The 15,515-nt window shown below is 72.1% G+C and carries 15 protein-coding genes and 1 pseudogene; 1 reads left to right on the plus strand and 15 read right to left on the minus strand.

The window, feature by feature from the left end; translation table 11 throughout:
- Positions 1 to 32: 32 nt before the first annotated feature.
- From panC to M3E84_RS10825, 15 genes and pseudogenes are all read right to left on the minus strand, one after another.
- The gene (gene panC, locus M3E84_RS10755; RefSeq protein WP_259896179.1) at positions 33 to 899 is read right to left on the minus strand and encodes a pantoate--beta-alanine ligase; all 867 of its coding nucleotides are present in this window, start codon (positions 897 to 899) and stop codon (positions 33 to 35) included.
- Positions 900 to 1,034: 135 nt separating this feature from the next.
- A pseudogene (locus tag M3E84_RS10760) lies at positions 1,035 to 1,940 on the minus strand (Rossmann-like and DUF2520 domain-containing protein); the annotation flags it as partial.
- Between the two features lie 130 nt (positions 1,941 to 2,070).
- Positions 2,071 to 3,681: a PH domain-containing protein gene (locus M3E84_RS10765; protein WP_259896161.1), complete on the minus strand. Its 1,611-nt coding sequence runs from the start codon at positions 3,679 to 3,681 to the stop codon at positions 2,071 to 2,073.
- An 11-nt stretch (positions 3,682 to 3,692) separates the two neighbouring features.
- Positions 3,693 to 4,253 (minus strand): PH domain-containing protein, encoded by a 561-nt coding sequence (locus M3E84_RS10770; protein WP_259896162.1) that lies wholly within the window; start codon positions 4,251 to 4,253, stop codon positions 3,693 to 3,695.
- Positions 4,254 to 4,391: 138 nt separating this feature from the next.
- Positions 4,392 to 4,919 carry a DUF3180 domain-containing protein gene (locus M3E84_RS10775; RefSeq protein ID WP_259896163.1) on the minus strand — a complete coding sequence of 176 codons (528 nt, stop codon included), beginning with the start codon at positions 4,917 to 4,919 and terminating at the stop codon, positions 4,392 to 4,394.
- A gap of 84 nt (positions 4,920 to 5,003) precedes the next feature.
- Positions 5,004 to 5,531 carry a 2-amino-4-hydroxy-6-hydroxymethyldihydropteridine diphosphokinase gene (folK, locus tag M3E84_RS10780; RefSeq protein ID WP_259896164.1) on the minus strand — a complete coding sequence of 176 codons (528 nt, stop codon included), beginning with the start codon at positions 5,529 to 5,531 and terminating at the stop codon, positions 5,004 to 5,006.
- Positions 5,531 to 5,899: a dihydroneopterin aldolase gene (gene folB, locus M3E84_RS10785; protein WP_259896165.1), complete on the minus strand. Its 369-nt coding sequence runs from the start codon at positions 5,897 to 5,899 to the stop codon at positions 5,531 to 5,533. The genes folK and folB overlap by 1 nt, the downstream gene beginning before the upstream one ends.
- Positions 5,896 to 6,816 (minus strand): dihydropteroate synthase, encoded by a 921-nt coding sequence (gene folP, locus M3E84_RS10790; RefSeq protein WP_259896166.1) that lies wholly within the window; start codon positions 6,814 to 6,816, stop codon positions 5,896 to 5,898. Before folP ends, folB begins: the two co-directional genes overlap by 4 nt.
- A gap of 1 nt (position 6,817) precedes the next feature.
- Positions 6,818 to 7,432, minus strand: coding sequence for a GTP cyclohydrolase I FolE (folE, locus tag M3E84_RS10795; protein WP_259896167.1), 615 nt, complete (start codon positions 7,430 to 7,432; stop codon positions 6,818 to 6,820).
- A gap of 3 nt (positions 7,433 to 7,435) precedes the next feature.
- On the minus strand, positions 7,436 to 9,607 hold the full coding sequence (gene ftsH, locus M3E84_RS10800; protein WP_259896168.1) for an ATP-dependent zinc metalloprotease FtsH: 2,172 nt from the start codon (positions 9,605 to 9,607) through the stop codon (positions 7,436 to 7,438).
- A 142-nt stretch (positions 9,608 to 9,749) separates the two neighbouring features.
- Entirely contained in the window at positions 9,750 to 10,301 is a 552-nt protein-coding gene (hpt, locus tag M3E84_RS10805; protein ID WP_259896169.1) for a hypoxanthine phosphoribosyltransferase, read from the minus strand.
- Between the two features lie 117 nt (positions 10,302 to 10,418).
- On the minus strand, positions 10,419 to 11,519 hold the full coding sequence (gene tilS / locus M3E84_RS10810; RefSeq protein ID WP_259896171.1) for a tRNA lysidine(34) synthetase TilS: 1,101 nt from the start codon (positions 11,517 to 11,519) through the stop codon (positions 10,419 to 10,421).
- A 56-nt stretch (positions 11,520 to 11,575) separates the two neighbouring features.
- Positions 11,576 to 12,043 carry a DNA-binding protein gene (locus M3E84_RS10815; RefSeq protein WP_259896172.1) on the minus strand — a complete coding sequence of 156 codons (468 nt, stop codon included), beginning with the start codon at positions 12,041 to 12,043 and terminating at the stop codon, positions 11,576 to 11,578.
- 47 nt (positions 12,044 to 12,090) lie between these two features.
- Complete coding sequence (locus M3E84_RS10820; protein WP_259896173.1) at positions 12,091 to 13,257, minus strand: zinc-dependent metalloprotease; 1,167 nt, start codon at positions 13,255 to 13,257, stop codon at positions 12,091 to 12,093.
- Between the two features lie 94 nt (positions 13,258 to 13,351).
- Entirely contained in the window at positions 13,352 to 14,821 is a 1,470-nt protein-coding gene (locus tag M3E84_RS10825; protein ID WP_259896174.1) for a D-alanyl-D-alanine carboxypeptidase, read from the minus strand.
- A gap of 118 nt (positions 14,822 to 14,939) precedes the next feature.
- On the opposite strand from M3E84_RS10825, the gene M3E84_RS10830 reads away from it, so the two are divergent.
- A complete protein-coding gene (locus M3E84_RS10830) occupies positions 14,940 to 15,452 on the plus strand; it encodes an inorganic diphosphatase (RefSeq protein ID WP_259896175.1) in 513 nt (170 codons plus the stop codon).
- The last annotated feature ends 63 nt before the right edge of the window (positions 15,453 to 15,515 follow it).

Below are 15,515 nucleotides of genomic sequence, written 5' to 3' on the forward strand. Positions count from 1 at the left end.
CCCCCGGGCCTCCCCCTGTGGTGAGAGCCGCCTCACGGACGGTGCGCGGCCTCGATCTCCCGGTTGTCGATCAGCCGCGTGGTCCCCACGCGCGCGGCGACCAGGGACAGCGCCCCGGGGCGCGGCGGGATCTCGGCCAGCGTCTGGGGGTCCACGACCACGAGGTAGTCGAGCTCGACCGTGCGCCCGTCGGCGATCGGCTCCTCGTCGATCCGACGGCGGGCCTCCAGCAGCTCGATCTCCCCGCGGGCCAGCTCGCCCAGCGTGCGCGAGAGCACGAGCCCGGCCCGGCGCTCGTCGTCGTCCAGGTACGCGTTGCGCGAGGACAGCGCGAGCCCGTCCGGCGCCCGCACGATCGGGACCGGGCGTATCTCGACGTCGAGGTTCGTGTCGCGGACCATCCGCTGCACGATCAGCAGCTGCTGGGCGTCCTTCTGCCCGAAGTACGCCCGCAGCGGCCAATCCGTGCGCCCGGAGGCCAGGGTCAGCAGCTTGTTCACGACCGTGACGACGCCGTCGAAGTGCCCGGGGCGCGAAGCGCCGTCCAGCACCGTGCCGAGCCGCCCCGAGCTCACGGTCACCAGCGGGTCCCCGCCCGGGTACATGTCCTCGAGACCGGGGGCGAAGACCAGATCGACGCCCAGCCCGCCGAGCAGCTCCAGGTCGCCGGGCAGATCCGACGGATAGCGCTCGAAGTCCTCGTTCGGGCCGAACTGCAGCGGGTTCACGAAGATCGAGACGATCACCAGATCGTTCTCCTCGCGGGCCCGGCGCACCAGATGCGCGTGGCCCTCGTGCAGCGCGCCCATGGTCGGCACGAAGCCGATGGACAGCTGCGGACCCCGCTGGGCGACCTCCCGTCGCACCGCGGCGCGCAGCTGCCCCGGCTCGCGCAGCACGACGGGGCCCGACGCTCCCGCGGCTGCGCGCTGCGTCGGCGCCTCGGTCGCAGGGCCGCCCTCGAGATCAGCGGGGCTGTGCCCGACGTCCGAGCCGGCAGTGCCGCTGCCGCGATCCTCGCCCCGGCTGCGCCCGAGCGCCTCGAGGACCTGATCGTGCTGGGTCTGGGTGAGCATGCCGCGATCCCGGGCGCGCTCGGCTGTCAGAGCCGCCAGCGCCCTGTAGGCCCGGGCGATGTCCTGCTGACCGGTGCCCAGCGCGTGCTCGACCAGGGTCTGCTCATGCTCGCGGACGGTGCCGGCGTCGCCTCGGGCCACCGGCCCGGTCAGCGCCGACTCCCCCACCGACAGCGCGTTGTCCAGCGCGGCCCGGGCCAGGGGGCCGAGCACCCGCTCGGGCTGCTCGAGGCCCAGCTCCCCCAGCAGCTGCAGGGCCTGGCCGGTGATCGTGGTGAGGTGGTTCGCGCCGTGGGCCAGCGCCGCGTGGTAGATCGGACGGTCGGCCTCGGCGATGACCACGGGCTCGCCGCCCATCTCCATGACCAGCGCCTGCGCGATCGGCAGCACCGCAGCAGGGGCCGTGACGCCGAAGGCGCAGCCGCTCAGTCGCGGCAGGTCCAGACTCAGTCCGGTGAAGGTCATGGACGGGTGGATCGCCAGCCCGATCGCCCCGGCCTGCCGCGCCGGCTCCAGGACCTCCACTCCCCATCGCCCGGCGGTGTGGGCCACGAGCTGCCCGGCCTGCCAGTGCCCGGTCGCGGCCAGCCCGCTCACCAGATCGGCCAGCTGGTCGTCGGGAACGGCCAGCAGCACGAGCTCGGCGCGCTCCACGATCTGCTGCGGGGACAGGATGGGGACCTCGGGCAGCAGCAGCTCGGCGCGCTCCCGAGAGGCCTCCGAGACGGCGGCGACCCCCACGACACCGTGCCCGGCGGCACGCAGAGCGGCCCCCAGCACGGCTCCCACGCGGCCTGCCCCGATGACCCCGACTCCCAGGCGCCCGGGGCGGTTGGCGGCTTCGCTCACGGTCTTCTCCTGCATGCTCTCGGTTCTGCGGCGGTCGGGGCGCACGATCGCTGCGACGCCTCCGACCGGCCCTGCAGCGGTGCCGCTGCGGCGCTCCTGCGCAGCGCCACCACCCTATGACGGTCGATGGCGCTGCGCGGACGCATCAGCGCCCGGCACCCACGAGGGTGTGGGCCTGACGGGCGCGCTGCGACTGCTCGGCCACGAAGCGCTCGGCGGTCTCCCGGTCCATGGCCGTGATCGTGGGGCTGACCGGGCCCTGGATCGAGTGCAGGCTGACCTCGGAGAGGTCCAGCCAGCGCGCCAGCGGCCCCCGCGAGATCTCCATCGACTGGATCTTCCCGTGCGGGACCAGGCAGGCGGTGCGTGAGAGCCTGCCGTCGATCGTGACGACCTCCCGCGCGGTCACCGCGAAGCCCCGACGACGGCGCACGATCCAGGAGATCCGCACTGCTCGGCGCGGCGAGACCGTGAAGCGGGACTCGGGGTCGTTGACCAGATCACCCCTGAGCCCATGGCGCACCGTCTCGAAGGCATCGCGCGATTCGTCGGCACCCAGCGCCTCGGCCAGCATGATCGCCAGGTGCTCGTCGGTGGCCACGGGGATCAGCGTGGTGCGCCCCGAGCCGTTCATCTCCTCGGACGGATCGCCGTAGCCGGCCACGTTGATCGCCACGCGGCTCCATCCCGGTCGACGCCACAGCACGGGGCGGTTCACCATCAGCGCCTGGATCCGGCCGGTGGGCACGGTCTGCGAGACCGTGTTGAGCAGTCCGTAGCGCAGCCGCAGCCCGCTGTCAGTGCGGTAGGCGCTGAAGCCCCAGGTCTTCTCGAGGCGCTGGAACAGCGAGACCACCAGGCCCACCACAGCAGGGATCCAGCCCGCGAAGGCGGCGCCCATGAACTCCGGGACGAAGATCGCCGCCGCGAGCGCGGAGCCCCCCACGAGCACGAGCATCACCATGGACGGGCTCAGCGCCCAGGACAGCAGGACCCGGGACACGGGCACGCGCAGCAGCAGCTGCTCGCCGTCGTCGTCCTGGGCGGCCGCCGGGACGGCCGGCTTTGCCCAGGGCAGCGGGATCTCGGCGCCCTCGGCCTCGGCGGAGTCCTCCGGCTGCGGACGGCTGCGCGAAAGCAGCTGCGAGCGCAGCCGTCGGGCCTGGGCGTGAGTGAGGTAGCGCAGCACGACGGCGGACTCGCCCGCATCGGCGACCTCGAAGCTCAGCTCGGCCAGGCCGAAGATCCGTGCGCCCAGGGGCCGCTGGATGTCGAGGGCCTGGACCCGGTCCAGGCGGGTCTGGCGCTCCTGTCGGGTCAGGGCGCCCTGGCGCAGGCGCACATGCGTCTCAGTGATCTGGTACCTGGTGAACCACCAGGCCACCAGCGAGAACAGGGCCACGATCACCAGCAGGACCACCACGACGGCCAGACCGGCCAGGAGCATCACGACCCACACGACGGTGCCCTCGAGCATCGAGGCCCAACCGGGCAGTCCCTCGGCGGAGTCGTTGAGACCGGGGCCGTCGCCGCGGAAGAAGTCGTCCATCACGTTGGACAGCAGCACGCCCAGGACAGCCAGCACCACGATCCAGCCGCGGATCAGCGGCGAGAGCGGGTGGAGGCGGTGCCAGTCCTCGGCCGAGTCCGGCTGATGTGCCTCTGCGTCTCGGGACGAACCCGTCGGCTCGACCTCCGAGCGCTGCGCCTCCACGGCCTGGGCCGGCGAGTGCTGCGCGCGGGTGTGCTCGGACATCTGCTCGGCCCTCACAGCTCGATCAGGCGGGCTTCGCCCCGCTCGGTGAGCCTCTCGCGCAGTCTCCTGGCCTCCTCGGCGGTGATCCCCGGCAGCTCCGTGTCGGTCTGCGCCGAGGCGGTGTGCAGCGTGATCGACGACAGCCCGAACATCCGCAGGATCGGTCCGCTGCTGACATCCACGTACTGCATGCGGCCGTAGGGCACCACGACCAGCGTGCGAATGAGCAGGCCCTTGCGGACCAGGAAGTCGTCCGGGTCCTCGCGGTAGCCGTAGGCGCGCACGCGCCGCGGGGTGAGCAGCAGCTGCACGAAACACAGCACGACGGCCGCCAGGGGCCACGGCAGCACGGCCCACCAGGGGGCCTCGGCCCACACGCCCACGAGCTTGAGCACGAGCGGCCAGCCCACCGCCGCCACGAGGATCAGATAGCCGATCAGCTCGGAGACCACGCGCACCCGGATGTACCGGGGGTCCAGCCCCTTCCAGCCCCCGTCCTGCGGTCCGGGGGCCGGGAGGGTGGCGGGATCCTCGCCGCGCAGTCGCGGCGCGCTGCCGGGGTCATGGCTCATGGTCGCGGTTCTCCTGGTCGGGGTCGCTGCCTGGTGCGGCTCGGGGTATGAGCGCACTCGAAGCGAAGGTCAGGCCACACCGTAGGAGCTGGCTGCCGCCTGACGCATCATCCGCGCGAAGGATCCTGCGCGCGGCCTTCAGTCCCTCCCGCGAGCGAGCCCGCCCTCCTCAGCCGTGCGGCCCGGACCGCGCTCGGTCGCGCCGTCGGCCTCCGCCTCCGGGTCCTCCGGCGGGATGCGGCAGAAGCGCTCGACGGTCCACCCGATCACGGCCAGCGCCGCGCCCACGCCCACCTGGAACAGGCAGCGCCACAGCGGCCCCTGCTCGGTGCGCAGGGAGATCAGTGCGGCCTGATCCACCGCGAGCATGGCGTGCCAGCCCAGGCACAGGGCGCCCAGCACGGCCACCGCCTGCGCCAGCGCCGCGACCACGGTCCCCCAGGTGCGATCCATGCGGACCTCGCGGTCGCCGTCGCGCAGCCGTCGCACCCGCAGACCGGCGATCAGCAGGATCGCCGCGAAGACCAGCAGCGCGATCCCGGAGGCCACGGGCAGGGCGAGCAGCGGGCCGTGCACAGCGCCGGAGATCATCTGGGCGATCCAGCCGGCCATGAAGGCGGCGGCCGCGAGCACCGCGAGCAGCCGCACCGTCAGCCCCTTCACCATGGTCCTGCCTCCGTCTTCGTCCTGGCCGCCGCCGGCCCAGCCGTGCGTGCGCCCCGTGCGGCGTCATCTCGGTCGTGTGCAGACTCAGTCCTGCGCGGTCTCATCCTCGCCCGGAGCCTCTTCCAGGCGGAAGGTCTGCGCGCGGATGCCCTGGGCGTCCTGGGCCTGTCCCGCCAGCTCGGCGACGCTGCGCCCGGCGAGCTCGGCCTGGGGCTCGAGCAGCGCCCAGGGGAAGAGCACGAAGGCCCGCTCATGCGCCCGCGGATGCGGGATGCTCAGCTCGGGGTCATCCAGCACCACGCCGTCGTAGTCGATGATGTCCAGGTCCAGGGTGCGCGGGCCCCACCGCTGCACGCGCACGCGGTCGTGCTCGGACTCGATGCGCTGGCACAGCGCCAGCAGCTCCCGGGGAGAGAGCTCCGTGCTCAGGCGCAGCACGCCGTTGAGGAACTGCGACTGACCGGGCGGACCGCCCACCGGATCGGTGATCGCGATCGGGGAGACGGCCTCCACGACCACCCCCGGCTCGGCGCGCAGGCTCTCGACCGCCGAGCGCAGCAGCTGCCCGCGGTCCCCCAGGTTGGAGCCCAGGGCGATCAGCGCCCGCGGCATCAGGACCGCTCCCTCAGCACCGTCACGGCCACGTCCCGGAAGTCCACCGCGATGGGCGCCTGCGGCTTGTGCACCGTGACCTCGACGGCCTCCAGCAGCGCCTGCTCGCCCAGCAGCCGGGCCGCGATCCGCTCGGCCAGCGCCTCGATGAGATCCACCGGCGGGCCGACGATCTCCTGGTGGACGGCCTCTGCGACCTCGCCGTAGTGCACCGTGCGACTGAGCTCGTCCGAGCTGCCCGCAGGGCGCAGATCCAGATGCAGCACCAGGTCGACCGAGAACTCCTGGCCGTCGCGGCGCTCGTGGTCGAAGACCCCGTGATGACCCACCGCGGTGAGCCCGCTCAGCGCGATCCGATCTGCGCTCACGCGATCCCCTCCTTGCCGACCGGGCGGTTCCATGCCCCGGCCACCGCGACGGCATCGACGCTCGAGGCGACGTCGTGCACGCGCACGCCCCACGCGCCGCGATCGGCCGACAGCGCGGAGATGGCCGCGGTGGCGACGTCGCGCTGATCCGCCGGGCGCGGCGCAGTGCCGTCGCCGAGCAGATTGCCGATGAAGCGCTTGCGCGAAGCCGCCACCAGGATCGGGTAGCCGGTGTCCACGAACCGCGGCAGGGCCTCCAGCAGCTGCCAGTCCTGGCGCCCGCCCTTGGCGAAGCCGAGCCCCGGATCGAGCACGAGCTTCGAGGGATCCAGCCCGGCGTCGAGGAAGCGCTGGGCGACCTCCTCGATCTCGCGCAGGACGTCTCCCACGAGGTCGTCGTAGACGGCCAGGGAGTCCATGGTCCCGGGGGTCCCGCGGGAGTGCATGCAGATGTAGGGGGCCTGCCGCTCGGCGACCAGCGGGATCATGGCCTCGCGCACGGCCACACCGGAGACGTCGTTGACGCAGTGCGCCCCGGCGTCCAGTGCGGCCTCGGCGGTCGAAGGGTTGAAGGTGTCCACGGAGAGCACGATCCCCGCATCCGAGAGCTCCCGGATCACCGGCAGGATGCGGCGACGCTCCTCCTGCGGGTCCACGCGCTGGGATCCGGGCCGAGTGGACTCGCCGCCCACATCGATGAGATCCGCACCCTGGGAGGCCAGCAGCCGGCCGTGGGCGATCGCGGCCTGGTGCGAGTCATGCCGGCCACCGTCGGAGAAGGAGTCCGGGGTGACGTTGAGGATGCCCATCACGAGCGTGCGTCCGGTGGGCAGCCCCGCCCAGTCCCCCCAGCCCAGCTCGCCGCGGACGGCTCCGGGCTGGGCGGCGGTCTGTGCAGATGTGGGCGTCGTGGTCATCTCAGCCTCCCAGGATCAGGCTCATGGCTTCTGCACGGGTGGCGGGCTCGCGCAGCTGGCCGCGCACCGCCGAGGTCACGGTGGAGGCGCCGGGCTTGCGCACCCCTCGCATGGACATGCACAGGTGCTCGCACTGCACCACGACGATCGCACCTGCTGCCTGCAGCTCGTGCATCAGGGCGTCGGCGATCTGGGTGGTCAGCCGCTCCTGGACCTGCGGTCGACGGGCGTAGACCTCCACGAGCCGGGCGATCTTGGACAGCCCCGTGACCCGACCCGAGGGCCCCGGGATGTAGCCCACGTGGGCGCTGCCGTGGAAGGGCACCAGGTGATGCTCGCAGGTCGAGTAGAACGAGATGTCCTTGACCAGCACCAGCTCGGAGTGACCGATGGCGAACGAGGCGCTGAGCACCTCCGACGGGTCCTGGGCGAGCCCGGAGAACATCTCCGCATAGGCGCGAGCCACCCGATCCGGGGTCTCGAGCAGGCCCTCGCGGTCGGGGTCCTCGCCGATCGCCGCCAGGATCTCCCGGACCGCCGCCCGGATGCGCGGCTGATCGACCGGGGCGAGGTCGCCGGGCCCGCCGCCGACCGCCAGGTGGTCCTGGTTCTCCATCGCTCAGCCACGCTCCCGGTCGTCGGGGGCGTCCTCGCCCCAGGGGGCGTCCTCCGCCCCGGCGGCGTGCGAGCCGTCGCGACGGGCGCGGTCTGCCCGGGAGCCGTCGTGCGTCGCGGACGCATCGGTCGAGTCCCTGTCCGATGCGTCGTGGCGCTGCCCGGCCTCGCGCTGCTCGGGGTCCTCGCCCTCGCCGGGCATGGCCTCGAAGCGCTCGCGCTCCTGCGGGGAAGCCTCGGCCAGCTCCTCCTTCTCGCGGGAGGTGGTCACCGGGGGCAGCTCCGACTGCGGGCGGCCCTCGGCCGAGATCCACTGCTCGCGCTCGGGCTGGCGGACCAGGTCGGCGAAGATCTCGGCGATCTCGGCCTCGTTGAGGGTCTCGCGCTCAAGCAGCTCCAGGGCCAGGCGATCCAGGATCTCGCGGTTGTCCACCAGGATCCGGTGTGCCTCGTTCTGGGCGTTCTCGAGCAGCTCGCGGACCTCGGCGTCGACGATCGCCGCCGTGGCCTCCGAGTAGCCTCGCTCCTCCGAGCCGCCGCGGCCCATGAACGGCTGACTGTCGTCGCCGCCGAGCTTCATGGAGCCCACGCGCGAGCTCATGCCGTACTGCGTGACCATCTTGCGGGCGGTGTCCGTGGCCTTCTGGATGTCGTTGGCCGCACCCGAGGACGGGTCCTTGAACACGACCTCCTCCGCGGCGCGCCCGCCCATGGCGTAGGCCATCTGATCGAGCAGCTCGTGTCGGGTGGTCGAGTACTTGTCGTCCGCCGGCATGACCATGGTGTAGCCCAGCGCCCGGCCGCGCGGCAGGATCGTGATCTTGGTGACCGGATCGGTGTTGCGCAGTGCCGCGGCCACCAGGGCGTGGCCGCCCTCGTGATAGGCGGTGACCTTGCGCTCGTGCTCCTTCATGAGCCTCGAGTGCTTCTGCGGTCCCGCGATCACACGGTCGATGGCCTCGTCGACCGCGCGGTCGTCGATCAGCTGGGCGTGCGAGCGGGCGGTGAGCAGCGCGGCCTCGTTCATGACGTTGGCCAGCTCCGCGCCCGTGAAGCCGGGGGTGCGCTTGGCCACCGAGCGCAGGTCCACCGACTCGTGCAGCGGCTTGTCCTCCGAGTGCACGCGCAGGATCTGCTCGCGGCCCTTCATGTCCGGGGCATCCACGCCGATCTGGCGATCGAAGCGGCCCGGGCGCAGCAGCGCCGGATCCAGGACGTCCGGGCGGTTGGTCGCGGCGATCAGGATGACGTTGGTGTCGGCCTCGAAGCCGTCCATCTCCACGAGCAGCTGGTTCAGGGTCTGCTCGCGCTCGTCGTTGCCGCCGCCCATGCCGGCACCGCGCTGACGGCCCACGGCGTCGATCTCGTCCACGAAGATGATCGCCGGGGCCGACTCCTTGGCGGTCTGGAAGAGATCGCGCACGCGGGAGGCGCCCACACCCACGAACATCTCCACGAAGTCCGAGCCGGAGATCGAGAAGAACGGGACGCTGGCCTCTCCGGCCACGGCCTTGGCCAGCAGGGTCTTGCCAGTTCCGGGAGGCCCGTAGAGCAGCACGCCCTTGGGGACCTTGGCGCCCAGGGACGTGTAGCGGTCGCGTTCGACCAGAAACTGCTTGATCTCGTCGAGTTCCTGCACGGCCTCATCCGCACCGGCCACGTCCTTGAACGTGACCTGCGGGTTGTCCATGTCGAATTTCTTGGCCTTGGAGCGGCCGAACTTCATGACCTGGGAGCCACCGCCCTGCATGCGGGAGAAGATGAACCAGAAGATCGCCAGGATGATCAGGAACGGCAGCATGAACTGCAGCAGCGACAGGAACCAGTTGGTCTGCACCGGCTGATCGGTGTAGCCCTCGAGACCGGCGTCATCGATGGCCTGGACCACCTGCTCGCCGCGCGGCTCGACGTAGAAGAACTCCACATTGCGCCCGTAGTCGCGCCCGTCCGCAGAGTAGTCCTCCGCCAGGGTCAGCTCGACCTTCTGGTCGCCGTCGTAGATCTTGGCCTCGGTGGCCTTGTCGTCCTGCAGCAGCTGCAGCCCCACATTGGTGTCCACTCGGCTGCCTCCGCCGGAGGTCAGGGTGGACAGGACCGGGATCAGGACGAGCAGAGCGAGCAGAACCCAGATGAAGGGTCCCCTCAGGAAGCTCTTCTTCTTCTTCGCAGTGGCCAAGGCCGTGGGTCCTCTCTTCGCATTTCCCGTCCGCGATGCGTCGCGAGGCCGCCGGGCATGCCGGAGCCTGATGTGCAAGGGTATCGCCCGGTCCGCTCAGCGCCGTGCTGCGGACCGGGCGTTCACCCGTCGGCGGACAGCCTCAGGAGTAGACGTCCGGGGAGAGCACCGCGATGCAGTCCAGGTTGCGGTACTTCTCGTTCCAGTCCAGGCCGTAGCCGACCACGAACTCGTTGGGGATGTCCCACCCGACGTAGCGGACGTCGATCTCGACCTTGGCGGCCTCCGGCTTGCGCAGCAGGGTGCAGATTTCGACCGAGGCGGCGCCCCTTGACTTGAGGTTGGCCAGCAGCCACGACAGGGTCAGCCCGGAGTCGATGACGTCCTCGACGATCAGCACGTGGCGATCGGTGAGATCGGTGTCGAGATCCTTGAGGATCCGCACCACGCCCGAGGACTTGGTCCCGGAGCCGTAGGACGACACGGCCATCCAGTCCATGGGGTACTGCCCGGCCAGCGCCCGGGACAGGTCCGCCATGATCATCACGGCGCCCTTGAGGACGCCCACGAGCAGGACGTCGCTGTCGCCGTAGTCGGCATCGATCTGCGCGGCCAGCTCGGCCACCCGCTGATCGATCTCCTCCTTGGTGTGCAGGACCTCTGCGAGGTCCCCCTGCGCATGCTCGGACTTCACGGCTCTCCTTGTCCGCTTCCGTACCGCCGTGGGGGTGCGCGGCGACACGCCTGTGGCCTGGCCGTCATGCGGTGAGGACCGGTGGGGACACCCGCACAGCCTGCGGCTGCGTGCCGCTCAGCGCGTCTGGAGGACCAGCTCGAGCGTCCCTGCTCGGCCGCCGCCGCAGCGGGGTCGGCGCCTGTACGCGGCCACCCTACCCGCCATCTGCACGGGCCCGGCCTCCCCGTGCCCCGAGGCGAGCTCGTGCAGGGCGGCGAGCCGCTCGTGCGTGGGGTGCTCCCCTCCGGCGCGCACGCAGGCCCGCGCCAGCGCGCGACGCACCAGCGGCTGCGGCTCGGACTGCAGCACCTCGAGGGACAGCACGACGGCCGCCCCGCCGTCGGATGCCCGGCTGCGCTGCTGCGCCTCCACCCGCCCATGGTCCGGACCTGGGTCCGCGACGACGGCGCGCTCGAGCACCTGCGCCGACAGCGTCTCGAGCAGCTCGGCGTCCGGTCCGACGATCGCGGCGGTGCGGGCCAGGGCCTCGGCCACCCCGGGACCCAGCTGGCGCTCGAGCTCGGGAAGCACCGCGGCCCGGACGCGGGCACGCAGCATCGACTGGTCGCTGTTGGCGGGGTCGTGCCAGGGCTCGAGCTGCTCGGCGGCGCAGATCGCCTCCGTCTGGCTGCGGCGCAGCTCCAGCAGCGGCCGCAGGACGGGGACGGGGCCGTCGCTGCGCACGCGGGGCATGCCGGACAGCGAGCGCGTCCCCGAGCCGCGGGCCAGTCCGAGCAGCACCGACTCGGCCTGGTCGTCGAGGGTGTGCCCCAGCAGGATCGCGCGGGCGCTGTGGGCGGCGGCGAGCTCGTGCAGGGCGGTGTAGCGGGCCGCACGCGCGGCGGCCTCGGGGCCCTCGCCGCGGTCGCAGACGTCGACTGCGCGGATCTCGACGGGATCGAGGCCCAGCTGCCGGGCCTGCTCGGCGGCGCGCTGGGCCACCCGCGCCGAGCCTTCCTGCATGCGGTGGTCGATCACCGCGGCCCCCACGCGCAGACGTCCCTTCCGGGCCCAGTGCGCGGCAGCGGCGGACAGCGCCAGAGAGTCGGGTCCGCCGGACAGGCCCACGAGCACCAGCCCGGGGTCCACCGCGTGAGCGGGCGTCGACGAGGCAGCTCGAGCCGGCGCATGCGCTCCGGCCTCGGACGGGAAGGCGTGCTCGAGGGTGCTCAGCACGGCCCTGCGCGCCTGGGCGACGTCCTGCGAAAGTCGGCCGCGCCGGCCCCTCTGGGTCAGCTCAGCCCCGTCGCCGACTCGTGGTGACGGGCCTCCCGCAGGGCGAGTTCGAGCACCTTGGACAGCGTGGGCGTGGACTCACCGAGGGCGGCCAGCGCCGATTCGAGCTCGGAGCGCGGGACCACCGAGGCCAGCGCGGACACGGCGTTGGACTCGCCGTGGATCCCGGACTGGATCTGGGTGGTGGTCAGCACCGGCTGCGACTTCTCGACCTGGCTGAGCACCTCCTCGATCTCCGAGGTGCCGGCACGCTGCTCGAGCATCACCAGGCGCTCGTAGACCGCCGGGTTGCCGATCTTGATGCGGCGGCCGGAGTTCAGCTGCGAGAGCATGGGCGCAGACAGCCCCAGGACCTCTGCGAGGCGGCGCTGGGTGATGCCGTAGGCGCCGACGACCGCCCCGAACCGCTCGGAGAGCGGCTGGCCGTACAGCTTGATCTGCTGATCGATGTTCTCGGTGCTCACTTTTGCAATTGTGTCACAGTCAGGTCACGAACCGCACGCGAACGCACTCAGAAGGCCATCCGCTCGACCCACTCCTGCGGATGGCGGATCTCCCTGGCCGAGGGCAGGTTCTGCGGGCCGAGCCAGACCTGGTTGAAGGCCTCGCGGCCCACGGCCTCCACGACCTCCGTCACGAAGCGCTGGCCCTGCACGTACTGCGCCGCCTTGGCCTCCAGCCCCAGCAGCCGGCGCACGGCCCGATCCAGCGGCCCGCGCAGGTCGGCCCGGCGCTCGAAGCGCCGGCGGATGGTCTTCACCGACGAGACGATCGAGGAGTCCACCCCGTCCATGACCCAGTTGGCGTGGCCCTCGAGCAGGCTCATGACCGCGGTGGTCCGCTCGAGCATCTCCCGTTCACGCTCATCCAGAGCGGCGCCGAGCGGGCCGAGCAGCGAGTCCTGCTCCCGCGGCTCCTGAGCCCTGCCCCGGCGCATGCGCTTCACGGCGGCACCGGCCGAGGACCCGACGGCCGACAGCCTGCGCCCGAACCCGTCGGCATCCCCGGACAGCGAGACCGTCAGCTCGCGCATGTCCCGGATCAACTGCTCGCGAAGCCACGGAGCGGCCGCGAATTGGACCCGGTGGGTCTGCTCGTGCAGGCACACCCACAGCCGGAAGTCGTGGGGCTCCACGTTCAGCTCCCGCTCGATCTGCAGCACGTTGGGAGCCACGACCATGAGCCGCCCGCCCGGGAACCGCTCGGCGGCCTCCGGGGAGACCAGCCCGGCGTAGGGGTCGTACTGGCCCAGGACCTTGGTGGACAGATACGCCATCAGCCCGCCGGCCTCGGCCGCGGCCGCACGGCCGGCGAAGCTCCGTACCAACTCGGCGTTCATGCCGCGGTCCAGCCGATCGGCCCGGGCCCGCCGCAGCTCGACCAGCGCCGGTTCGAGCAGCAGCTCGAAGGTCGCCGTGTTCGCCCGGGACCAGCCGGCGCGGTCCACGACGACCACGGGGGCGTCGTGGAGCCCGCGCGCAGCCGCCAGCCCGGAGATGGCGTGGACGTGCTCGACCGAGGCCTCGGCGTGCCCGCGGATCGAGGCCACCGCGGTCCGCAGCTGCTCGGGCTCCGGGGTGGGCCCCGGAGGGGCGGTGCGCGCCGCGATCCGGGCCGCGCTCGGCCAGTGGATCAGCCCGGAGCGCTCGACGGGCGAGGTGCTGGCGGAGGTGCTCATGCGCCCATGGGAACACACGGCGGCGACAGCCCACGCGATGCTGGGGCGGCCCGTGGCGGCTCGCCCCGAACGATCCCCGCAGTCGTCGCTGCGCTCAGGCCCCGTCGGCGGCCACGAGCGCGTACAGCCGATCGGCGGCATCGCGGGCGGCGCCGGTGTCCTCCACGTCGTCGAAGACCACGACCACCACGACCGGGCGGCCATCGGGACGGATCGTCTGCCCGGACAGGGCGGTGACCACGTTCAGCGTGCCGGTCTTGGCCCGGGTCACGGAGCGGGCAGCGGCCTCGTCGGGGTCGTCGAAGCGCTCGGCGAGCGTGCCGGAGACGCCGCCGACCGGGAAGGTCCCGGCCATCGGGGCGAAGCGGCCCGTCTCATCGGCCGCGGCGATCCGCAGCAGTCCGCCCAGGACCTCGGCGCTGACCCTGTTGTCCATGGTCATCCCCGAGGCATCGACCACGCTCAGCCCCTCGACCGCCTCCTGCCCCAGCGCCTCCCGCGCGCTCTCGCGAAGGGTCTGCTGGAGACCCTCGACGCTGCCGTCGTGCCCGGCCGAGACCGCGGCGACCCGCCCCAGGGTCTCGGCCAGGCGGTTGTCCGACTCGCGCATCATCACCCCGGCCTGCTCCTGCACGGGAGCCGATTCCACCCGGGCCAGCTCCGTGACGCCCTCCTGCTGATCGGCCGGCAGCATCGGATCTGCACCGGTGTCGAGCTCTCCGGCGGATTCGACCTCCACGTCCCGGCCCGTGCGCTCGCCGAGCTGGGCGGCCAGCTTCTCCTCGAAGGCCTCGGAGACCGAGGCGACGGGATCGGCGTCGTAGCCCCCTCCCCTGCCGGGCACCCGATGCGAGTCGAAGGCCAGCGGCGCGATCGCCCCGATCTGCCCGGAGGCGATGTCGCCGGCCTGCCAGGCCGGATTCAGCTCGGGCCCCGAGAAGAGGCTCGTATCCACGGCCACGCGCACCGGCTGCTGCGGATCGACATCCTCGACCATGGCCTCAGCGGTCGAGACCGCCAGGTCCTCGATCCCGGCCCGGCCCATGACAGCCCCAGGGTCGCCCTCCCCCGGGCTCAGGAGAGTGTCGCCGCCGGCTACGAGGACCACGTCATTGGAGGTCTCGCCGGCCACCGCGGCGGTGGCCAGGCGCTGGTCCGGTCCGGTGCTGCTGAGCAGGGCGAACAGGGTCAGGATCTTCTGGTTCGACGCCGGGACGAGGTCCTCGCCCTGGCCCTGAGCGAACAGGACCTCCTCCGAGGCCGGATCGATCACCATCACCCCGGAGGCCCCGGCGGTCGAGTCCTCGATCGCGGCGCGGATGCCGTCTCGGGTCTCGTCGTCGAGCGCGCCGCCGGCCCGGTCCTGCTCGGGCGAGGCGACCTCGGGGATCCTGCCCTCCTGGGCCCCGGCGAAGGCCCCGGGGACCGAGATGATCAGCGAGGCCGCGATCGCGAGCACCACGAGCACGGCGATCACCGTCACGAAGGGGCTGCGTCGAGTGCGCGGGGCGTCGTCCGAGTCCTCGGAGAGGTCGGGGAAGCGGGGATCATGCTCGGAGCTCACGCCCCCATTGTGCCGTTGCCGCCCGCCCCGCCGCAGGCGACCTGCGTGGCGGGCCCGGCGGCGGCTACCCTGAGAGGCGAACGAGTCACAGAGAGCCGACGGAGCCGGAGGAGCAGCCATGGAGCTGGACGTCACCATCGAGATCCCCAAGGGATCCCGCGTCAAGTACGAGATCGACCACGAGACGGGGCGCATCCGCCTGGACCGCGTGCTGTTCACCTCGATGGGCTACCCGTCCCACTACGGCTACTTCGAGGACACCCTGGGCGAGGACGGCGATCCGCTGGATGCCATGGTGCTGCTCGATGTCGACATCATGCCGGGCGTCATCGTCGAGGCCCGTCCCGTGGCCGTGTTCAACATGACCGACGAGGCCGGCGGCGACGCCAAGATCCTGTGCGTGTCCACGGACAAGCGCTACGACCACATCCAGGGCCTGGACGACATCATGGATTTCAAGCAGAAGGAGATCCAGCACTTCTTCGAGCGCTACAAGGATCTCGAGCCCAACAAGTGGGTCAAGGGCGAGGGCTGGTCCGGCAAGGACGAGGCCGAGCGCCTGGTCCGCGAGGCGCAGGAGCGCTTCGAGACCTCGCACTACGACTCCGCCGCCGAGGCCGAGCAGAACTGAGCCCATTCGCGCCCAGCGCACAGGCCCCGCCACCCCGCGCGCCGGGGGGGGGGGCCTGTCTCA

The organism is Kocuria sp. p3-SID1428 (assembly GCF_025149945.1).
GTDB lineage: Bacteria > Actinomycetota > Actinomycetes > Actinomycetales > Micrococcaceae > Kocuria.